General features: G+C 69.6%; 5 protein-coding genes. 1 reads left to right on the forward strand and 4 read right to left on the reverse strand.

Going from position 1 to position 20,848, the window contains the following annotated elements; all coding sequences use genetic code 11:
- Positions 1-21 precede the first annotated feature (21 nt).
- The 4 genes from GONAM_RS02755 to GONAM_RS02770 form a co-directional block, all read right to left on the reverse strand.
- Positions 22-1,788, reverse strand: a complete 1,767-nt coding sequence (locus GONAM_RS02755; protein ID WP_006865248.1) for a DUF4012 domain-containing protein — start codon at positions 1,786-1,788, stop codon at positions 22-24.
- Positions 1,785-2,396 (reverse strand): low molecular weight protein-tyrosine-phosphatase, encoded by a 612-nt coding sequence (locus tag GONAM_RS02760; protein ID WP_006865249.1) that lies wholly within the window; start codon positions 2,394-2,396, stop codon positions 1,785-1,787. The genes GONAM_RS02755 and GONAM_RS02760 overlap by 4 nt, the downstream gene beginning before the upstream one ends.
- Positions 2,390-17,158: a non-ribosomal peptide synthetase gene (locus GONAM_RS02765; protein WP_006865250.1), complete on the reverse strand. Its 14,769-nt coding sequence runs from the start codon at positions 17,156-17,158 to the stop codon at positions 2,390-2,392. Before GONAM_RS02765 ends, GONAM_RS02760 begins: the two co-directional genes overlap by 7 nt.
- Before the next feature lie 1,157 nt (positions 17,159-18,315).
- A complete protein-coding gene (locus GONAM_RS02770) occupies positions 18,316-19,380 on the reverse strand; it encodes an LLM class F420-dependent oxidoreductase (protein WP_006865252.1) in 1,065 nt (354 codons plus the stop codon).
- Positions 19,381-19,575: 195 nt separating this feature from the next.
- Between GONAM_RS02770 and GONAM_RS02775 the strand changes: the two genes are divergently transcribed.
- Positions 19,576-20,808, forward strand: a complete 1,233-nt coding sequence (locus tag GONAM_RS02775) for an inorganic phosphate transporter (protein WP_006865253.1) — start codon at positions 19,576-19,578, stop codon at positions 20,806-20,808.
- Positions 20,809-20,848 lie beyond the last annotated feature (40 nt).

Here is a 20,848-nt window from a genome sequence, read left to right on the forward strand (position 1 = left end):
GCGGCCCGCACGCGGGCACGGTCACTCCCGCGGCCCGCACGCGGGCACGTCGACCGTGACGGTGGGGTCGTCGACCAGCGGCTGCACCGGGACCTCGGCTTCGCCCGTCGCCGCGGTCGGCTCGTCGATCTTCAACGTGATCGTGGTGCTCTGTCCCGGGGCGATACCGACCCGGGTCGAGTAGTAGGGCCGCCCGTGCAGGGTCTGTTCGACGTAGAAGGCACCGGCGTCGCCGAGGGTCATCTCCTTGAGCACCGCACCCTTGGTGGCGAGGAACTCCACGTTGGCGAGGTTCGTGCCCTTGTCCACGGCCAGTTCGGTGCCGAGGCCACCGGCGACGTAGTCGGTGAGTCCGGCGGTCTCGTCGAGGGTGTTGGTCAGCGTGACCGTGATCGTGCTCTGCCGGGTGTCGCCGCTGCAATCGCCTGAGGTGTAGTCGATCTCGCGACGGAGGTAGTAGTCGAGCTTGCTGCCCGACGCATTGCCGATCGCCACCTGCAGATACGGCGAGTCGGTGTCGGAGATCTGATGCCCGAGCTTGGTGGTCTCGAGGATCTCCTGTTCGGCGGGCGTGGTGCTGTAGACCATGATCCGGCGCTCGTGGACGCCGCGTCCGAGCGCCTCGAGCAGGTCCCGGGTGCTCCCGCCCGAGCTGATCAATTTCTTCACCACAGCCTGGGAGATGGACTGCAGGTACGCCTTTCGGGCCTCGTTGTCGTCGGCGAACCGCTGGTACGAGGTCGACAGCGTGATGGATACGACGTTGTCGGCGGTGATCTTCTCCCCGCCGGGCAACGTCACCGGTCCGACGACCTCGAGGATGTACTTCAGCGCGATCGGGTCGAGGGCGATGGCACCGTCGAGCTTCTGGCCGGTCTGGGCCCGCCAGTTGGCCAGCCAGATCTTCGCCGCATCGGGGAAATGAGCGCTGAGGTTCCCGTTCCGGAAGTCGGTGTAGGGCTTGTAATACGAGTAGACCGCGTCGTACTCGGGGCCCAGGTTGATCTTCGGCGTCGCCGGGTCGCGGAACTCCGAGTTGGCACCCAGTTCGGGAACCGTCACCCGTCCGCCGGTCGCGTTGAGCAGCCCGAAACCGCCGACGAGCCCGCCGGTTCCGCGGGACTCCGACGGTGTCTGGAAGGCCATGAAGTAGTTGCGCGGCCCCGAGGAGCCCAGCATCGGCGGGATCAGCTGGGCGGCGATGTCGGTGGCGACCAGGGTGGACTCGGCCGCGTCCACCTGCTCGGCGAGTTGGGTTCTCGCATCGGCGACGACGCCGAGCCAGCTCGGGTTGATCGACGCGACCTCGTCGGCCACCTCGGTCGAGCGTTCGGCGACCTTGGCGAGGTCGGGCTGCGCCTCACGTAACAGCTTGAGATTCACCGTGTTCCCGGTCCGGAGCTGATCCGGGTTCAGTACGCCGGCGAGGTCCGCGGCCGGGAGGAGCACGTCGGCGGACAGCGCCTCGACGGCGTCGCTCATCTGCTGCACCGACTTCAACGGCGATCCGATCCCCGGGATCGCGGCCACCGCCGACCACACGATGCCGTGGGACCGGTCGGAGGCGGCCCGAGCGCTGTCGGCGGCCGCAGCGGCGGCCTGCGAGGCGCCGGCCTGATCGCCGTCGAGCATCAGGGTCCGGGCCTGCGAGGCGTCGGATCGGACCGACTCGAGGTCGCCCTTCACCTTCAGTGCCGAGTACGCGAGCCAGACGACGACCGCGGCGAGGAGCACCACGATCAGGGCGAGAACCTGGACCGCCCGGTTTCCGGCGATACGGCGGATCACCGGGTCTCCCCTGTCGTCTCGGTGAGGTGTTGTGCCGCCAGCCACTTCGCCACGGTCTCGACCTTCGGCTCGATCTCGCCGAACACGCGGTCGAAGTCCTCACGCGGACGGCCCATCGGGTCGACGATGTCGAGGAGCGGCGAGTTGGGATCGATACGTCCCCGCCCGCCCATGATCGCGGCGAGGGTGCCGTTCTCCGCCGGGGTCCCGGTCTCCGCGAGGGAGGCGAACTCGGTGAGGGTGAACACGCGCTTCCAGCGGGCGGGCGCCATTTGCTGGGCGGCCGCACGGTGCTCGCGGCTCATGCACAGCACGAGGTCGGCCTGCGTCAGCATGGGCGGACGCAGGTATCGGGACTCGAAACCCGATGCGTCGTAGCCGTGTTCGGCGAGAACCGCGGCGGAGTGCGGGTGGATCGGCTGACCGTTGAGCGCGCCGGTGCCGGCACTGCTCGACGTGACGGCGAGATCCGCCCCGTCGGCCCGCATGCGGTCGGCCAGTCCGGTCAGCACGCGTTCGCCGATCGGCGAGCGGCAGATGTTGCCGGTGCAGACGAACAGGATCGACAGTCCTGTCGATGCCTCGTCCCGCTCGGATCCGGTCACCATTCCTCCTCGATTCTCCTGGCCAGCCGACGCATCACGTCGGGGTCGCCCAATTGCGCGTGTGCCACTCCGGCGGGGATCACTTCCACCGCCGGAGTCTGTGTTCCGGCATCGGGCCGGACGGCCCGTGCCCAGCTCTCGGTGTCCGGATTGTCCTCGGCGGCAACGTAGATGACCTTACCCACGGGCACCGGACGAAGTTCGTAGGACCGCACCGCGGCGGCGAGGGTCCGGGAGCGATCCTCGAACCGCCGTAGTGCCTGCGGGTCGTGGCGCTCGGCCGCGGCTCGGAGCGGATGATCCTCGCCGAGCAGCTCCTCGTCGGCCCCCTCGTGCAGGTCGCCGGGAGGTCGGGAGTCGAGCACCATCAGCACGTCGACCTGCTCGCCGGCCTCGATGAGTTGCCGGCTCATCTCGTGCGCGATGACACCACCGAGCGACCAGCCGACGAGACGGTAGGGCCCGGACGGCTGGCGGCTGCGAACCGCCGCGACGTGCAGGGCCGCGATCTCGGGGAGGCTTGCGGGCAGGTCACGGTCGGCGACGACGAGTTCGGGCAGCTGGAGACCATATGCGGCAGTCGAATCCAGTGACGCGCCGAAGGCCCGGAACGGTTCGACGATCCCGGTGGCGGTGTGCACGCACCAGATCGTCGGGGCCCCGGACTCCGGAACGCCCGATTCGGTGCCATCCGTGCGCGACAGCGGCACGACGCGGTGGTCGACGCCGGTACCCTCCCCCGTGGACGCGGCGTCGACGACGCGGGCCACCTCGGCCGGCGTGCGGTGGGTGAAGAGGTCTGCGACGTCCACGGTGACGGAGGTGCGTCGGGAGAGTTCGTCGCGCAGCTGTACCAGGGCCAGGGAGTTGCCGCCCAGGGCGAAGAAGTCGTCGTCCATGCCGACGCCGTGTTCGCCGAGGACCGTCCGGAAGGCGTCGCGAACGGTTGTCTCCGTGCGGGTCTCGGGTTCGCGGGTCGATTCCGACCAGGTCGGCTCGGGGAGTCGTCGCTGGTCGATCTTGCCCGCGCCACTCAGCGGCAGTTCGGCCAGTTCGACGATCCGGGCGGGCACCATGTGCCGCGGCAGCAGGGCGCGGCAGACGTCGGCGAGGCGGTCGACGGACACCGGCGAGACCACATAGGAGACGAGCGCCGGCCCGGCCGGCCCGGGCCGCAGCACGGTCACCGAGCGATCGGCTCCGGCGCGCAGGAGAACGGCGTCGATCTCGGCGGGTTCGACGCGTTGTCCGCGGATCTTCATCTGACGGTCCGCGCGGCCCACATAGATCAGCTCGCCGGTTTCGCGATCCCATCGCACGAGGTCGCCCGTCCGGTAGCGTCGACGCCCGTCACTCCCGGCCACGAAGGTCGCGGCGGTCAGTGGCCGGTCGCCGAGATATCCACGGGCGACGCCGGTTCCGCTGACGTAGAGTTCGCCCACCACGCCGGGCGGTACGTGCCGCAGTCGGGTGTCGAGGACCTCGGCCCCGATCCCGGGCCGCGGATGCCCCAGCCGCACGGGCTCGCCCGGACGGTAGGCGCTGGTGGACACCGTCACCGTCGTCTCGGTGGGACCGTAGATGTTGCGGACCTGCGCCCACTCCGCCCACGCCGACGCGAGGTCGGCCGGCAGCGCCTCGCCGCCGATGTAGACCAGTCGCAACGAGGAGATCGATTCCGGCTGCATGGTCCGCATCACCGACGGGGTCGCGGTGAACACGCTGACCCGGGTGCGGTCGAGGAAGCCGGCGAGGTCCCGTCCCCCGACGATCTCCGGCGGGACGACGACGAGCGTCGCGCCCGTGGCCAGCGGCAGCAGCAGGTCGTGGAACGTCGCGTCGAATCCGGGGCTGATCGCCATCCCCACCCGGTCGCCGGATTCCACGTCGCCGAGCCCGGCGACACGATGCACGCCGCGATGGGTGACGCCGACGATGTTGGGGGTGCCCGTGGTGCCCGATGTCGTGATGACATACGCCAGGGAGTCCGGTGAGACACGTGCAACCGGCTCCGAGGCGACGGGTTCGACCGGTTGCGTGGGGATGTCCTCCGGACCGATCGCCGTCGCCCGTGCTCCGGCGACCACGTGCTCGATGCGCGCCGCCGGGTAGGTGACGTCGACGGGGACACACACCCCGCCGATGCGGCTCACCGCCCAGATGGCGACCACCGATTCGATGGAGCGCGGGACGACCACCGCAACCGCGTCGCCCGCGTCGAGGCCGCGCGCACGAAGGGCGCGTGCCGTCTCCGACACCCAGGCGTCGAGTTCGCGGTAGGTGAGGGATCGCGTGCCGTCGGTGATCGCCGGCCGATCGCCGTGCGTGGCCACCGTCCCGGTGAACAAGTCGGCGAGCAGTGGTTCGGTCCCGGTCGGCGCGGCGGCATGCGCACGGCCGCTGAGGAATTCGCGTTCGGCCGCGGTGAGGGGTTCGACGGCGGCGATCCGACGTGCGGGGTCGCCGGTCACCGCGGCCACGGCCGCCACCAGACGCTCACCCAGTCCGCGGATCACGCTCTCGTCGAACAGATCCCGCGCGTGATGGAGCTGCAGCCGCCAGTTGCTCCCGGACCGGACCGCGACGATGTGCACGTCGAACTCGCTGTGCGAATCCATCGCGGTATGCGGTGCGTCCGCGGTGACGGGGCCTGGCGCGACGCCGGTGGAGTCGACCACCGAGAAGGCGACCTGGACGAGCGGGTGACGTCCGGGGATGCGCGGCGGATCGACGAGTGCGACGACGTCGTCGAAGGCGATGGCCGCGTGGTCGAGAGCGGCGAGGTCCGTGTCGCGGACGGTCTCGATGAGGCCGCCGACCGTCATCCCGGCGGTCAGTCGCGTACGAAGGACCACCGTCGAGATCAGCATGCCGACCGTGCCCGCACTGTCCGCGTCGCGGCGCATCGAGGCCGGGGTCGCCACGGCGATGTCGTCGACGCCGGCCTGCGCCGCGAGGGCTAGTGCGGTCGCGGCGTGCAGGAGATGGAAGTCGCTGGCCTGTGCGCGGCGGGCGGCCGTCGAGATGGACCGGGCGACGGCCTCGTCAATCGGGAACTCGATCACCGAGGTACGGAGATCGCGGTCGGGCGGACGGTGGTCGGCGAGGTCGAGTTCCCCGCGGTAACCATCGAGGGCCTGCCGCCAGTAGTCGTGCAATTCGGCGCGTGAGCTCTGCTCCTCGGCGACCATCCGCCGCGCGAGGACGTCGAAGCCGACCGGTTCCCGGTCCAGGGACTCGCCGGCCAGGAGCCCGGCGAGTTCCCGTTCGACGATGGCTGCGGATTCGCCGTCCATCGCGATGTGGTGGGCGACGAGGACCACCGCGACCGGGGCGGTGTCGACGCCGTTCTCCGTCAGCAGCCAGATCCGCACGGGCGGTTCCCCGGCGAGATCGAAGGGAGTCGAGAACTCATCGGCGATGGCCGTGCCGGTGAGCGCGGTCGAGTCGAGGTGCCGTACCGGCGGCCGCCATCCGTCGACGACCCGCTGCCGCGGACCGTCGGGCGTGGCCAGGTAGCGGGTGCGCAGCGCGGTGTGCCGGTCGACGAGGGCGTCCAGTGCGGCGGTCACCTCGGCCGTCGTGAGTCCGGGCGGCACACCGACGGCGACGGGAACCGAGTAGATCGGGACCTGGCCCAACATCTGCGCGCCCACCCACATGCGGCGCTGCGTCGGTGCGAGTGGGATCTCCGTGACCCGGTCGTCCGGATCGTCGACCGCACGAGAATCGGCAAGGTCTTGCACGGCGTCGACGGCCGGCGTGGGAACCGCGACGGCGAGGCCGGCGGGTGTCGGGTGCTCGAACAGCACCCGCGTCGGCACCCGGACACCGAGGTGGCGGCCCAGGGCCGAGGTCACCCTGGTGGCCGACAGCGAGGTGCCGCCGAGAGCGAAGAAGTCGGCGGATTCCGCAATCGCGTCCACCGAGACCTCGAGCACCTCGGCCATGATCGCGCGAACCTGCGCGACGAGCTCCGGATCGGCGAGTTCTCGCTCGTACCGGGCGGATTCGCCGGAATCGCGCGTGGGGATCTCGGGGGCATCCACGGTCGAGGCCACGACCGGGAACGGCTGCCCGACGTCGCCCACACCGAGCAGCAGGGTGGTGTAGTCGTCGAGCAGCAGCCGGGCCACCTCGTCCGGGACCTGCGCGGAGTGCACCAGGGTGACATGCAGTTCGTCGTCGCTCTCGGCGAGGACCACCTCGATGTCGTACTTCGCGTCGACCGTCGATGTCGCCTCGGTGACCAGCGAGGCCATTGCGCCTGCCAGAGGGACCTCGCCGGAGGCCTGCGGGACGACCTCCTGGCTCACGAGCAGCACCGAGATCAGCGGATCGCCGCCGTGCCGGGCCGCGGGCCGGACCGCCTGTACGACGTCCTCGTAGGGGATGTCGCTGTGCGCCAGCGCTGCGAGTGCGACGTCGCGGACCTGTTCCACCGCTTCGCGAACCGGGGTGTCCGGGCGGAGTCGGGTGCGCAGCGCGACGGTGTTGACGAACATGCCCACGACCGACTCCCATTCGGGGGCGGAGCGTCCGTGCACCGGCACGCCGACCAGGACATCCCACTGTCCGGTCAGCTGACCGAGGGTCGCCGAGAGAGCTGCGTGCGCGACCTGGAAGACCGTGGCCGACAACGCCTTCGCGGTCTGATGGATCGCGGGGGACGGCACGGAGGCACCGATACGACCGGTGACGCCCGCGGCGCCGGGGTCGCGATGACCGGGCAACCGGAGCGGTTCCGGCGCATCGGCGAGAGTATCTGTCCAGTAACGGATCTGGTGCGCGAAGAGGCTGTCGTGATCGGCGGCGTCTCCGAGGCGTTCGATCTGCCACTGGGTGAAGTCGGCGTAGGTGAACGCCTCGTCGGCGGCCACCGCCAGTCGCTCGCCGTCGTAGGCGCGCATCAGGTCGGCGAGCAGCACACGGATGGACCAACCGTCGATGGCGATGTGGTGGAGGACCGCCGCGAGGTAGAGGTCGGTGTCGTCGGTGGCGTCGTCAGACGTCTCCACCTCGAAGACGGCCGCGCGGAATCCGGGCTCGTTCTCGAGGTCGAACGGTGTGCGCAAGTACTCCGTCACCTGCCGTCGGACCACGGCCTCGACGTCCTCGTCGCCGACCTCCACGAGATGGTGTGCCAGCACAGGGCTTCGGTGTTCGATCCGTCGCTGGATCGGTCCGGCCGGCGAATCCGGGTACACCGTGCGGAGCACGGGGTGCGCACCCACGACCTCGTCGACGGCCTTGCGCAGTCGGGCGAGGTCGACGCGACCGCGGATCCGCATCACCACGGGAACGTGGTATGCGGTCGATGTCGGGTCGACGTGATGGTGAATCCACATGCGCCGCTGCGGATATGCCAGTGGTAACGGGTCGGGAACGGGAAGTCGCGCCGGCGCCGGCAGCGGGGCCGCGACGGGTCCGGAGGTCGGTGAGACCAGGTCGTCGACGCGGCGGGCGAGTTCGGCCATCGTCCGAGCCTCGAACAGCAGACGAGCCGCGACGTCGACACCGGTGGACGCGGAGAGCCTCGAGGTGACCTGTGTCGCCGACAGGGAGGTGCCGCCGTCGGCGAAGAAGTCCGAATCGGCGTCGAAGCTCTCGATCGGGCGGTCGAGGACCTCCGCCCACACCGACGCGATGAGTAGTTCCGTCTCCCCCGCCGGGGCGCGGCCGGCCGTCGCCGAACCACGGACACCGGTCGCGCCGAAGTCCGGTGCGGGCAGGGAGGTCACGTCGATCTTGCCGTTGCGTCCGATCGGCAGGTCGTCGACCTCGACGAATACTCCGGGGATCATGGTGCGCGGCAGCACATGTGCCAGTTGCGGTGCCAGGTTGTCGGTGCGGATCTCGACACCGGGCTCGCCGATCACCCAGGAGACCAGCACCTTCTCGCCTGCTGCGGTGGCACGCGCCGCGGTGACGGAGGCGGCGATGCCGGGCAGCCGGGACAGCGCCGCATCGATCTCGCCGGGTTCGAGGCGCACACCGCGGATCTTGACCTGGTCGTCGGTCCGGCCGTGGATCACGAAGGTGCCGTCGCCGCGCCGGTGGACCAGATCCCCGGTGCGGTACATCCGCTCCCCGTGCGGACCGGCGACGAAGGCGGTCGCGGTCGTGCGTGGGTCGCCGAGATATCCACGCGCCAGACAGTTCCCGGAGAGATAGAGCTCCCCCACGGTGTGGTCCGGAACAGGACGCAGCCTCGCGTCGAGGACGTGCATGGTCACACCGTCGAGCGGGCGCCCGATGTGCACCGCGCCTCTCGTGGGACCGGTGTAGCGCGCACTGCTGACCGCGACGGTCGCCTCGGTCGGACCGTATTCGTTGCTGATCGTCGCGGTGCGGGTCCACTCGCGGACGAGACCCGCACCGAGCGGTTCGCCGCCCACGGCGACGTGCCGGACGTGCGGCAGGTCGTCGGGTCGCAGGGTGGCCAGCACCGAGGGGGTGGTGAGCAGAACGGTCACCCCGGCGTCTGCGACGAGGTCGGCGAGTTCGTCGGCCGCGATGACATCCGGCGGGCACATGATCAGCGTCGCGCCGGCGATCCGCGGCGGCAGAACACCCATCAGGTGGGCGTCGAAACCGGTTGCGTACGTGTGCAGTACACGGTCGCCGGAGGTCAGGTCCAACCGTCGGGCGGTGTCGCGGGCCCACCCGGCGAGACCACAGTGAGTGACCGCGACGCCCTTCGGCACGCCGGTCGTCCCGGAGGTGAAGGTGATGTAGGCGACGTCGTCCGGCGTCACCGCCCGTACTCGTTCCGCGTCGTCGAAGGGCGGCACCACCGCGGGCAGCTCGGCGAACACCTCGTCGAGAGCGAGCACCTCGACATCGATTCCCCCGGTGCCGATGCCCCCTGTGCCGATGCCAGCCGGGCCGGTGTCACCGAGAGAGAGCACCAGCGCCGGTCGGCATCGGTCGAGGACGAGGTTCCGTCGTTCGGCCGGGTCGGCGGGGTCGATGTTGACGAAAGCCGCACCCGCGCGGGCGATCGCGGCGGTCGCGATCACCCCGAACACCGACCTCGGGAGCAGTTCGACGACGACGTCGCCCGCACCGACACCCCGTGCGATGAGTACGCGCGCCAGATGGGTCGACAGTCGGTCGACGTCGTGGCCGGAGATCTCGGTGCCGAACCCCGGTACGCGGTGGCAGGAATCGACGACCGCAACATCGGACGAGGTTGCGGCGACGTATGAGGTGAACAGCGCGTCGAAGGTCTCCGGTTCGAACTCCGGGCTGATCACCTCTTCGTCCGCCGGGCTCATCAGGGTGAGAACCGGCTCGTCGGGGGCCAGCACGCCGCGTCGCAGGGTGTCGACGACGAGGTCGCACAGCGCATTCAGGCGGTCCGCGGTGGCGACCGCGTCGGTGCAGGACATCGTCACGTGGAGTGCACCGTCGTGCCGGTACATCGAGACGTCGATGCCGAAGAGCGGTATACCCAGGACGCCCGACGCCGCGCCTCCGGGCGGGGACTCGGTTTCCGCCCATTCGACGATCGCATCCGGCACCGCGCCGAAGGACACCTCGAACAACGGGGTTCCGGCACCGGCACGACCGGGGTCGGCGATGTCGGCGATCTCGGTGAGGGGCAGGTCGGCGTGGGCGAAGGCGCCCAGGTCCACCGAGGTCACTCGAGCCAGCAGATCGGCGAAGGAGAGTTCCGGGTCGATGGGCGTGTGGAGCGGCACCGCACGCGCGAACAAACCGGGCACACCGACGAGGCCGGGGTCGAGACGGCCGGACAGCGCGGTGCCGACGGTGACCACCCCGACACCCGACTGTGTCGACAGGACCGCGGCCAGCGCGGTGTGGGTGGCGATGAACGGTGTCGTCGACCGTGCCACGGTCAGCGCGTCGAGCGATGCGGTGACGGCCGAATCGAGGCGGCCCTGCACACGGTGCACGATCGTCTCCCCCGCGGGGGCAACGGATTCCGCCTGCAGGTTCATCTCGGGTAGGCGCAGCTGTTCGAGCGGTTGGTTGAACGCGTCCCGCCAGAACGCGGTGAGTTCCGCGCGCCTCGCGTCGAGCGTCTCGGCGCGCCACATGGAGTACCGCCGATAGTCGGTTCCGCTCGTGGGCAGCGTCGCACCGGCGAGGGCCGTGTCGAGTTCACCGGCCAGGATCGCGAAGGATTCTCCGTCGGCGGCGATGTGGTGGATCACCCCGAGAAGCCAGGTGGTGCCGTCGATCTCGACGATCCGTACGCGCCACGGAAGCGAGGTGGCGAGGTCGATCGGCGTGGCCATCGAGGCGAGAACGGAAGTCACGTCCGGCCTCGGGCGGGCGTCGGGTCCGAGTTCCCGTTCCAGATGGTCGAGCACCCTGGCGTCGTCCCATCGATGTTGCACCGGGACCCCTTCTCGCAAAGGGAATACGGTGCACAGGGCGTCGTGTCGCGCCACAATCGCGGCAACCGCGCGTCGCACGTCGACGGGGCTCGCGTCGATCGGCCAGGCCACCGGCAGGAGGTAGCCGGTGAACTCGGGCTCGGTCCGCCACCGCAACCACACGTCCATCTGTTCCGGTGTGAGCGGCAGATCCGCAGGGATGTCGACATCATCGGCAAGGAGGGACGCACGCGACGGAACGGGCGAGGTTCCCGGAGCGGCGATCCGCGCCGCCAGTTCGGCGACGGTCGGATTCTCGAAGACGTCGGCCACCTCCACCCGGTAGCCCATCCCGGCGAGGGTGGCGGCCAGGCGTGCCGCCGAGAGCGAGGTGCCTCCGGCAGCGAAGAAGTTCGTGCCAGCGCCGAGAGGACCGGCGTCCTCACCGACGACCGCACGGATCGCCGACGCCACGGTCTCCTCGACCGGGCCGAGGACCCGCCCGACCGGCGGGGCGGTGTCGGTGATGGTCGCGAAGAGTTTGTCGCGGTCGATCTTTCCGGTCCGGGTCATCGGCCAGCCGTCGACGATCGCGACGCGGGCCGGCACGGCGTGCCCCGGCAGACGTGCAGCGCAGGCTGCCAGGATCGCCGCCTCGTCGAGGTCATCGAGGACGTCGAAGTCGGCGAGGCCGTCCTCGGTCACGAAAGCCAGCAGTTGTTCATCGCCCGCCCGGCGACCCGGTCGTACCAGGACGCGTGCGTCGCCCACACCGGGAACGGCACGCAGGGTCGAGACGACCTCGCCGAGTTCGACCCGGTGACCGCGGATCTGGACCTGGTCGTCGTTGCGACCGAGGTAGGCGAGGCGGCCGGGTGCGACCTCGCGGACGCGGTCGCCGGTGCGGTACATCCGCCGGCCGCTCCCCGACGGGTCGGCGACGAACCTTGTCGCGGTGAGGCCGGGAGCGTTGAGGTAGCCGAGTGCTACCTGTTCTCCGACGAGGTACAGCTCGCCGGCCGCACCGGTCGGCACCGGTCGCAGGCGCCGGTCCAGGACCATCCACCCGACGCCGTCGAACGGAGCACCGATGATGCTGCGTTCGTCGTCGGTGTCGACGTCGGCCGCGGTCAGCACCACGGTCGTCTCGGTGATGCCGTACATGTTGAGCAGCCGGGTGTTCGGGTGGTCGGCAGCCCATGCGCGCACAGTGTTCGGTGCGAGGGTCTCACCGCCGAAGACGACGGCCCGCAGGGACGGGAGCGCCGGTGGCACGGGAGTGGTTGCGAGGTCGACGATCCCGCTGAACGCGGTCGGGGTCTGCGAGAGGATCGTGATCCCGTGCCGCTCGATCGTCTCGGCGAGTGCCCGCGGGTCCCGGACCGTCGTCCGGTCGACCACGACGACGCTGCCGCCGGAGGCCAACGCACCGAGGATCTCCCACACCGAGAAGTCGAAGGCGTACGAGTGCACCCAGGCCCAGACGTCTCGCGGGGAGGCGTCGATGAGGTCGAGTCCCGCCGCCATCAGCGCGGCCACGTTCTGTCGGGTCACCACCACGGCCTTCGGCAACCCGGTGGAGCCGGAGGTGTGGATGATGTAGGCGGCACCCGGGATCGGCTGCGCGCGTTGATGACCGGGCCCCTCCGACACCTCGAGCCGGCTGTCGACGATCGCGGCCGGGGCGGTCCCGGCCAGGATCAGGTCGACACGCGCCTGCGGGAGGTCCGGGTCGATCGGGACGTAGACCGCATCGGCCAGGAGGGTCGCGACGATCGCGACCACGGTGTCGGCGCGACGGTCCATGAGCAGGGCCACGCGGTCGCCGGGGCGCAGACCGGAGGCCTGAAGACGCGTGGCGAGTGTGCGTGCCCGGTCGATGAGGGTTCGGTAGTCGAGGGTGACGTCGCCGTCGATGACCGCACGCGCCTCGGGATGCGCGTCGGCGTGGTGCAGGAGCGCCGGTATGGGATCGACGCAGGCGGTCCGGCGAGTACCCGGGTCGGTGGCAGTTCCCGGCGACAAGCAGTCGGCGACGGTCTGGTCGGGGGCCGCGGCCGCCAAGGCTGCGACGGCCTCGACGAACCTGTCGAGGATTCGACGAGCCGCTGCCACGTCCACACGCCGCTCGGCAACCGTCAGAGAGACCGACAACCCGTTCCCGTCGTCGATCACGGTGAACTCCAGCGGGGTTCGGGCCTCGGGGGTCCGCAGGGTCTCGCCGCCGGCGAAGACCGTCCACGCGATGAGATCGGGTGAGGATGCGTGGAAGGCGAAGATGACGTCGGACAACCCGGTCGGCCCGGAATCCGCCAGCGAGACAGCGGTAGCGAGGTCGCGCCCGGTGACCGTGAGCGCGTGGGCGACAGCCGCCTCGCGGACACCGGTCACGCGCACCGGTACCGTCTCGACGAACATTCCGACCGGGCGGAGTTCCTCGCTGGTGAAGCGACCCGACACCGGCATCGACATCACGACGTCGTCGGAGTCGGTGAACTCGGCCAGGACCGCCGAGAGTGCCACGCACAGAATCGTATTGACGGTGGTGCTGTTCTCGCGAGCCTGCGCGGACGCGGCTTCGGTGATCGCCCGGTCGACCCGTCGACTCTCGTGGACCGCCGGCCCGGCCGTGAGCCCAGGGCCCGCCGTATCGCTCACCGCGGGTTCGGGCAGGGCGAGACGTTCGGGCGCGTCCCTCAAGTACCGGGCCCAGAAGACCTCCGCCGCAGCAGTTGTCGCCGACGATCCGGCGGTTCGTGCGTCCAGGACCGCACTGAAGGCGACCGCCTCGGTCTCCCAGACGGGATCCGCGCCGGCTGCACGTGCGCGCACCGCATGCGCGAAATCCTCCAGCACGATGTGCAACGACCACTCGTCGACGGCGATGTGGTGGGCGACGAGGACCAGCTCGACGGCCTCTCGCGTCTCGTCGAGCACCGCCCGCCACGGGACCTCGGTGCGCAGGTCGAACGGAGCGGACACCGCGAGATCGACACCCGCGGTGTCCAGGGTGGCACTGGTGATTGGCGCGGCAGCAGCTGATTCGACCGTACCGCGTACCTGCGCGACGGGTCCCCCGTCGACCTCTGGGTAGACGGTCCGCAAGGCCTCGTGCCGGATGGCCACGTCGATCAGCGCCGCCCGCGCCGCGTCGGCGGTGATCTCCTCGGCGAGTGTGAGCCGCACCGGCAGGTGATAGACGGTCGCGCGTGGGGCAGCCCGGTTCAGGAGCCAGATCTCCTGCTGGGCTCGGGTCGGGCGATAGGAGATGGCACCGTCGGTGGACGTCATCCGTCTCGGGGAGGCGGCCTCGATGACCGACGCGAGTTCGGCGAGCGTCGTCACCGTCGCCAGCTCGCGCATGTCGACGACCACGCGCAGAGTGCTCCCGAGGTGGGTCGCGAGTTGCATGAATCCCAGGGAGGTGGCGCCCAATCGGACGAGCTCGTCGTCCATCGACGGATTCCCGACCCCGAGTATCTCGGTCACCGCTTCGGCAACCGCCACCTCGGTGGGGGTGGCCGCCGCCCGGTGGCGGGTCTCCGCCTCGGGTGTCGCGGCGATCAGCCGCGCCGCCGCCCGCCGGTCGAGGTTTCCGGTCGGGTCCGTGGGCAGCTCGGCGAGGATCACGACGCGGCGGGGCCGGGTCGAGGCCGGCACCTCCTCGTCGACGCGCCGGCGGACCGCGGCCCGAACCCGTGAGCGGTCCGGATCGGCGGCGTCGCACACGATGCCGATGTCGAGGGCGTTCTCGGCCACCACCGACACCGCGTACCCAACCCCGGGAACCTGCCCTGCCGCCCGGTCGAGCGCCGCGAGATCGATGCGGACACCGTCGAGAGTGACGACATCCTCGGCGTGGTGGTCGACGACCAACATGCCCGTGCCCGGGTCGAAATGGCCGCGATCCCCGGTGTGGAGCATGGTGACGCCCGGCTCCCAGGGACACGCCACGAAGGCCGATGCGGTACGGACCGCGTCGCCGGCGATGGACGTCGCCACCTGCGGGCCGCTGACGTAGACGTCACCCGTGACCCCCACCGGGACCGGCCGTAGCAGCCGGTCGAGGATCGCGATCCCGGTGGCCGGACGCGGAGCGCCACTGGGCAGTCGGTGATCGACGGCTGCGTCGCGGCCGATCCGGCGGCTCGACGTCACCGGGCCGAACGCACCGCGCGGACAGTACGGCGCGGACACCTCGCGACCGAAGGCGAGACGGACCAGCGCCGCCGGTGCGATGTCCCCGCCGACGACCAGCAGCGAGGTCATCGGCCCCTGCGCTCCGAGTCCGGGTACATCTCCCGGTGTGGCGATCACATGCGTGACGGCTGCGGTGTCGGGGCCGGGCACCACGAGTCGGAGGCCGTGCGCGGCCGCGGCGATGATCTCCAGATGGGCCGCCGAGGATGCCGCGGGCGCACCGAAGAACAACCGGCCGTACTCGAGACCGGTTGCCGCGGAGTCGAACACGCCGTTCGTGAGCAGAGCGGCGAACGCACGCTGGGGCACCGCGAGTGTGCCCGGGCCGGAGCCGTTGTCGGTGATCGCGAGATGGCAGGCGATGTCACCCGGTGCGGGACGGGGCACCGGCACCGCGGACGCCTCCAGGTGGTCCAGTTCGGCGAGGGTCAGAACACGCGGACCGGGAATCGACGCGACCGCTCCCTCGGACCCGGTGATGACGAGGACGGGACGCGTGGTCTGCATCAGTTCCGAGAAGCCGTCTCTCGGAGCGTGCGGGTCGAGCAGCAGGATGGCCGCCCCGCTCACCGCGACCGTCCACCACGCGGTGAGCAGGTCTGCGCCCGGTGGGAGCGAAACGGCCACCGTCGTGCCGGGAACCGCACCGGCGGTACGGAGTCGCGCGGCGAGGTCGAGGGCGCGCCGGTGCAATTGCCCGAACGAGAGTTCAGGGACACGCGGCCCGTCGATGACCGGCGAATGTGCATGGCGCGCAACCGCGGACGCGAGCGCCTCGGGGACCGTCTGCGGACGGGACGTCACGGCCGGGCCGTTGACCACGGCAACCGGATTCGCCAATGGGAGATCGTCGATGCGGGTGTCCGGAGCGTGTAGCAGCGCGTCGGCGAACGTTCGCAGCATCGCGAGGAACTGTCGATGATGCTCGGCGACCTCGGCGTCGTCGTATCGTTTCGGGTTGGCCTCGACCCCGACCATGAGCACCGAGTCCCGCTCCTCGCCGGCGACCGGGAAGATGTTGACCGACAGGTCCTCGGCGGGACCGACCGTCACGACGTGGAAGGTGCCGCGCGCCTCGCCGCAGGGGAATTCCCGTTGGAAGAGCATCAGATTGAGCATCGGACCCGAACGTTCCTGTGCCGCCGTCCGACGCACTCGCCCGCTGGTCTCGTCGGCGGCGACGTCGGCCCAGATGTCCTCGCCGCGGTAGCGCTGGTGTCGCAGCGCGCCGAGAAGCGCCGCCTGCGTGGTGGCCAGCGCCTCGGTGACCGACGCCCCTCCCGCCACGCCGGTGCGCAGGGGAACGACATTCGCGACCGGCATGGGGGTCGAGCGAAGCGCTGCGGTGGTCCGGGCGGCGACCGGGAACTGGAAGATCACCTCGTCACCGTCTGCGGCGGCCCGGGCCAGGTAGGCCGAGAACGCGGCGACGATGACGTTCGGCAGGATCGTCGAACGCTGCTCGGCCGCGCGCCGCAGAAGGTCCATCGTCCCGGTGTCGACCGGTGCGACGACCCGCCGCGAGACGGCTTCCGGTTCGCCGCGCCGGTGTGCGAGGGACGCGGGAATCCCCACCCCGGCCATGGCCTGTCGCCAGTGAGCCCGATCTGTCTCGAATCGTCGCGATGCGCGGTATTCGTCGTCGGCGCGTGCGGGCAGATCCAGGTCCACCGGTTTGGCGGGCGGGAGCTCGCCGCCGGTGACCGCCGCGTGGTACGCGGCGAGGGCCTCGACCATGCGGTCCTTGCCGCCGACACCGTCGGAGAGCATGTGATGTCCGCGGTTGTAGACGTAGAACTTCTCGTCACCGAGACGGAAGAGGCAGCCGCGCGCGGTGCGGTCGACGCGCGGATCCAGTGGGCGGGCGCAGTCCTCGCGCATGATCGCCTCGGCGGCCGCGTGGGGGTCAGGGCGATCCCGGAGATCGATTACGTCGGCCCAGTAATGCAGCGAGGGATCGTAGACGCCGACCAGTCCGTCGTCGGTGTCCTCGAAACGGATCTGCGTGAACTGGGCCCGACGCACCACCTCGCTCGTCACCCGGAGGAAGAGTTCGACGTCGATCGGCCCGTCGATCTCGACGTATTGCGCGATGTTGATCGGCACCTCGGGCGCTGCCTGCTGGGTGAACCACAGGGCGCGCTGCGCGGCGTTGAGCCGGAATCGTCGAGCGATTCCGGCAGCGGGAGTCCCGGGGGGCGGGGTCGGGTGACTCATGGTCGACCCGCCAGGCGCTCACCCGGTCCGTGGGACCACGAGCTCATGGGGCACGCCGACCGTCTGATCCCCCCGACCGTCGGTGCGCCTCCGCCACCGAATCTCCACACCCACGAATCCGCGACAACGAATCAGCGGATCCCAAATTCCCGGAACGGGATACGTGTCGCGAGAAAGGTGCGACATGAACGGATTCTCCGGGATGAAATCCTGCCCGCACCGAATTCTGCGCCGGCGGATCAGACGTGCCGGAATTCAACACGGTGGAATTCAACGCCCTGCCTCACCACTCACCATGCGCCGTCCTCGTCACGTCCGACTGCTGTCACCTGTACGCCAGAACCCGCCGCATCCACGCGGCACATCGGATTCCGTCGGCACCGTTTTCTCCAGCAGCCGCTGACCCCGGGACATCGTTGCCGATCACTGCCACCGGTGGAATCGTCCGAGCGTACGACCGCCCCTATGACGGCGGTCACACCGACGTGTGCTGCGCGAATACCGTTCAGCGCCGCGCGGATACCAAGAGACTATGGGACGGGTCGGAGCCCCACAACTCGGGGGCACCGGTATCGAATGGGCGCCCCGTGAATGCCCGCGAATCCTCCGGTCGGCAATCAGGTGAGCAACGGGAAGGGAATTCACCGCTCCCCCGAATTCACTTTCTCGGATTCGTCGCGAACTGATTCGAAATTCGGGCAAAAATCTGTCATCCACTCGGAGGACACCGACCTACTCGACGTCTCAATGGTCGACCGGAACGGGTACCGGACTCGAGAGCGATTCCACCACGCGGTGCGGAATGCGCCGCCCCCGGCGATTCGCATTCGCCTCGAGAATAGGGGCACCCTCTTTTCGCACCAGGTTGGCGTCGAGCAGAAAAAGCTCGCTCGTTCGACTGATTCACCATCTGCGGATGCACCCGATCGCGATATGCGACGCCAACCGCGCTCACACGCAAGGTTTGTGACGACCGCGCCTACGATGTGGACGTATCAGCCCGGCGCGCAACAGAATTGGAGACACCCACAGGAGACTCTGCGGATACCCGCACACCCGTCACCCCTGTCGCCGGGGTGCGGTCTACCCATACCGGAACGGCGGCCTCGGAAAGGCCGCCGTACCGGGTTGACTGAGATCCCTCGCGGGAGAGGCGATCAGCCGTTGAAGATGTCGCGCAGCGCCTCGACCTCGGCCACCCGCTCGGAGTGCGTCGGCGCGGTGGGCGAGGCCAAGATGCAGGTGACGCCCGCCGCACGGAACGCGGCGACGCGCTCGGCGACCTCCGACTTGGAACCGATCAGCGACATGGCATTCACGAGGTCCTCGGGAACCGCCGCGGCGGCCTCGACCTTCTTGCCGTCGAGGTAGAGGTCCTGGATGAGCTTCGCCTCCTCGACGTATCCGTACCGGATGGCGAGCTGGTTGTAGAAGTTCTTGCCGCGGGCACCCATGCCGCCGATGTAGAGCGCGGCGTGGTGCCGGACGAGTTCCTTGGCGTTGCTGATCTGCTCGGCGTCGTCGGAGACCCGCGCGGTGGCCTGCACCACGATGCCCAACTCGCCCAGCGACGGGTCGCGCTTGGCCTTACCGGCGGCCAGGGACTCCCCGAAGGCGGCGTCGATCTGCTCCGGGTGGAACAGGATCGGCTGCAGCTCGTCGAACATCTCCGCGGCGAGCTCGATGTTCTTGGGGCCGATGGCGGCCAGCAGTAGCGGGATGTTGTCGCGGACCGGGTGGTTGATGATCTTCAGGGACTTGCCGAGTCCCGAACCGCCGTGCTCCTCGTCGAGCGGGAGGGTGTAGTGCTTGCCCTGGTAGTTCAGCTTCTCGCGGCGCCAGACCATGCGGCAGATCTCCGCGTGCTCACGGGCGCGGCCCAGCGGGTAGTCGTACTTGACGCCGTGGAAGCCCTCGATGACCTGCGGTCCCGAAGCCCCGATGCCGAGCACCGCACGGCCGCCGCTGATGTAGTCCAGACCGGCGGCGGTCATCGCGAGGTTGGTGGGGGTGCGCGAGTACATGGGCAGGATCGCGGTCTGCAGTTCCATCTTCTCGGTCTTCGCGGCGATGAAGCCGAGCTGCGAGACCGCGTCGAAGCTGTAGGCCTCCGGCACCGCGATCCGCTCGACACCCGCAGCCTCGAAGTCGGCGAGGTTGTTGATGGTCTCGCGGAAGTCGCCCGCGTAGTTGATCGGCATGCCCAGCTTCATCGATGTCATGGCGTCGGATTCTTCCACAGCGACCGTCGGTTTCACCATGGTCGGCCGAGCGTTCGATCGCCCCAGAAAGCGACGGACGACACACCGGCGCTGAACTGCGAAAACGTGTGCGACACGCCGAACAGACGAGCAAATCCCACGAAACCGTGCCGAGACGTTTAGGAAATTCGAAGCCCAGCCCTCATCATGAAAACCATGAGCGGCGAAATGCTGATCCTGGTGCTGTTGGTGATCACGGCCCTCGGCTTCGATTTCACCAACGGCTTCCACGACACCGGCAACGCCATGGCAACGTCGATCGCCACCGGCGCTCTGAAACCGAAAGTTGCGGTCGGGCTCTCCGCCATCCTCAACCTCGTAGGCGCCTTCCTCTCGGTCGAGGTCGCCGCCACCATCACCAAAGAAGTCCTCAACATCCAGCAGACCTCCGGCGCCGACGCCGGCGAGATCGTCGCAGGTATCACCCCGACGACCGCGCTGCTGATCATCTTCGCCGGACTCATCGGCGGCATCCTCTGGAACCTCTTCACCTGGCTCTTCGGCCTGCCGTCGAGTTCCTCACACGCCTTGTTCGGTGGGCTCATCGGTTCCGGGATCGCCGCCATCGGACTCTCCGGAGTGAACTGGCACGGAGTGTTCGGCAAGATCATCGTGCCGGCACTCCTCGCCCCGGTGATCGCCTGCGTCGTCGCCGCATGCGGAACCTGGCTCGTGTTCACGATCACCCGTCACCTCGCCGAGAGCCGCAAGGAACAGGGCTTCCGATACGGCCAGATCGCCAGCGCCTCACTGGTCTCGCTCGCCCACGGCACCGGCGACGCACAGAAGACCATGGGCGTCATCGCGATGGCCCTGATCGTCACCGGACATCTCGACGCCTCGACCGTCAGCCACGGACTCCCCCTGTGGATCGTCGCGAGCTGTGCCGCCGCGATCGCGGTCGGCACCTATCTGGGCGGCTGGCGCATCATCCGCACCCTCGGAAAAGGCTTGGTGGAGATCAGCTCCCCGCAGGGCATGGCCGCCGAGGCCTCGTCCGCGGCGATCATCCTGACCTCCAGCGCAGCCGGGATGGCACTGTCCACCACGCAGGTCGCCACCGGTTCGATCCTCGGCTCCGGGGTCGGCAGGCGCGGCGCACAGGTCCGCTGGGGTGTCGCCGGCCGGATGGCCGTGGCGTGGCTCACCACTCTTCCCGCCGCCGGACTCGTCGGCGCGGCGTCCTTCTACATCGCCCACCTACTCGGCAACGTCGCAGGCGCAGTGGCGATCTTCGGCCTCCTCGTCGCGGCGTCTGCCTACATGTACCGGCGCGCCCAGCAGAACAAGATCGACGCCGGCAACGTCAACGCCGACTGGGACGACACCACCGGCTCGGTGCTGCCGACCGATGCCGGGGCCACCCCGGACACCGCACGGTCCGTCTGATCGTCACGAGCCGACCACAACACGACCACGAGAGGATCCA

Origin of the sequence: Gordonia namibiensis NBRC 108229, assembly GCF_000298235.1 — a bacterium.
Lineage (GTDB): Bacteria > Actinomycetota > Actinomycetes > Mycobacteriales > Mycobacteriaceae > Gordonia > Gordonia namibiensis.

What these genes read in the sequence shown, in the direction of transcription:
- GONAM_RS02765 (WP_006865250.1), bottom strand. Translation starts at nt 17,158, where the DNA reads ATGAGTCACCCGACCCCGCCCCCCGGGACTCCCGCTGCCGGAATCGCT.
- GONAM_RS02775 (WP_006865253.1), top strand. Translation starts at nt 19,576, where the DNA reads ATGAGCGGCGAAATGCTGATCCTGGTGCTGTTGGTGATCACGGCCCTC.
- GONAM_RS02760 (WP_006865249.1), bottom strand. Translation starts at nt 2,396, where the DNA reads ATGGTGACCGGATCCGAGCGGGACGAGGCATCGACAGGACTGTCGATC.
- GONAM_RS02770 (WP_006865252.1), bottom strand. Translation starts at nt 19,380, where the DNA reads ATGACATCGATGAAGCTGGGCATGCCGATCAACTACGCGGGCGACTTC.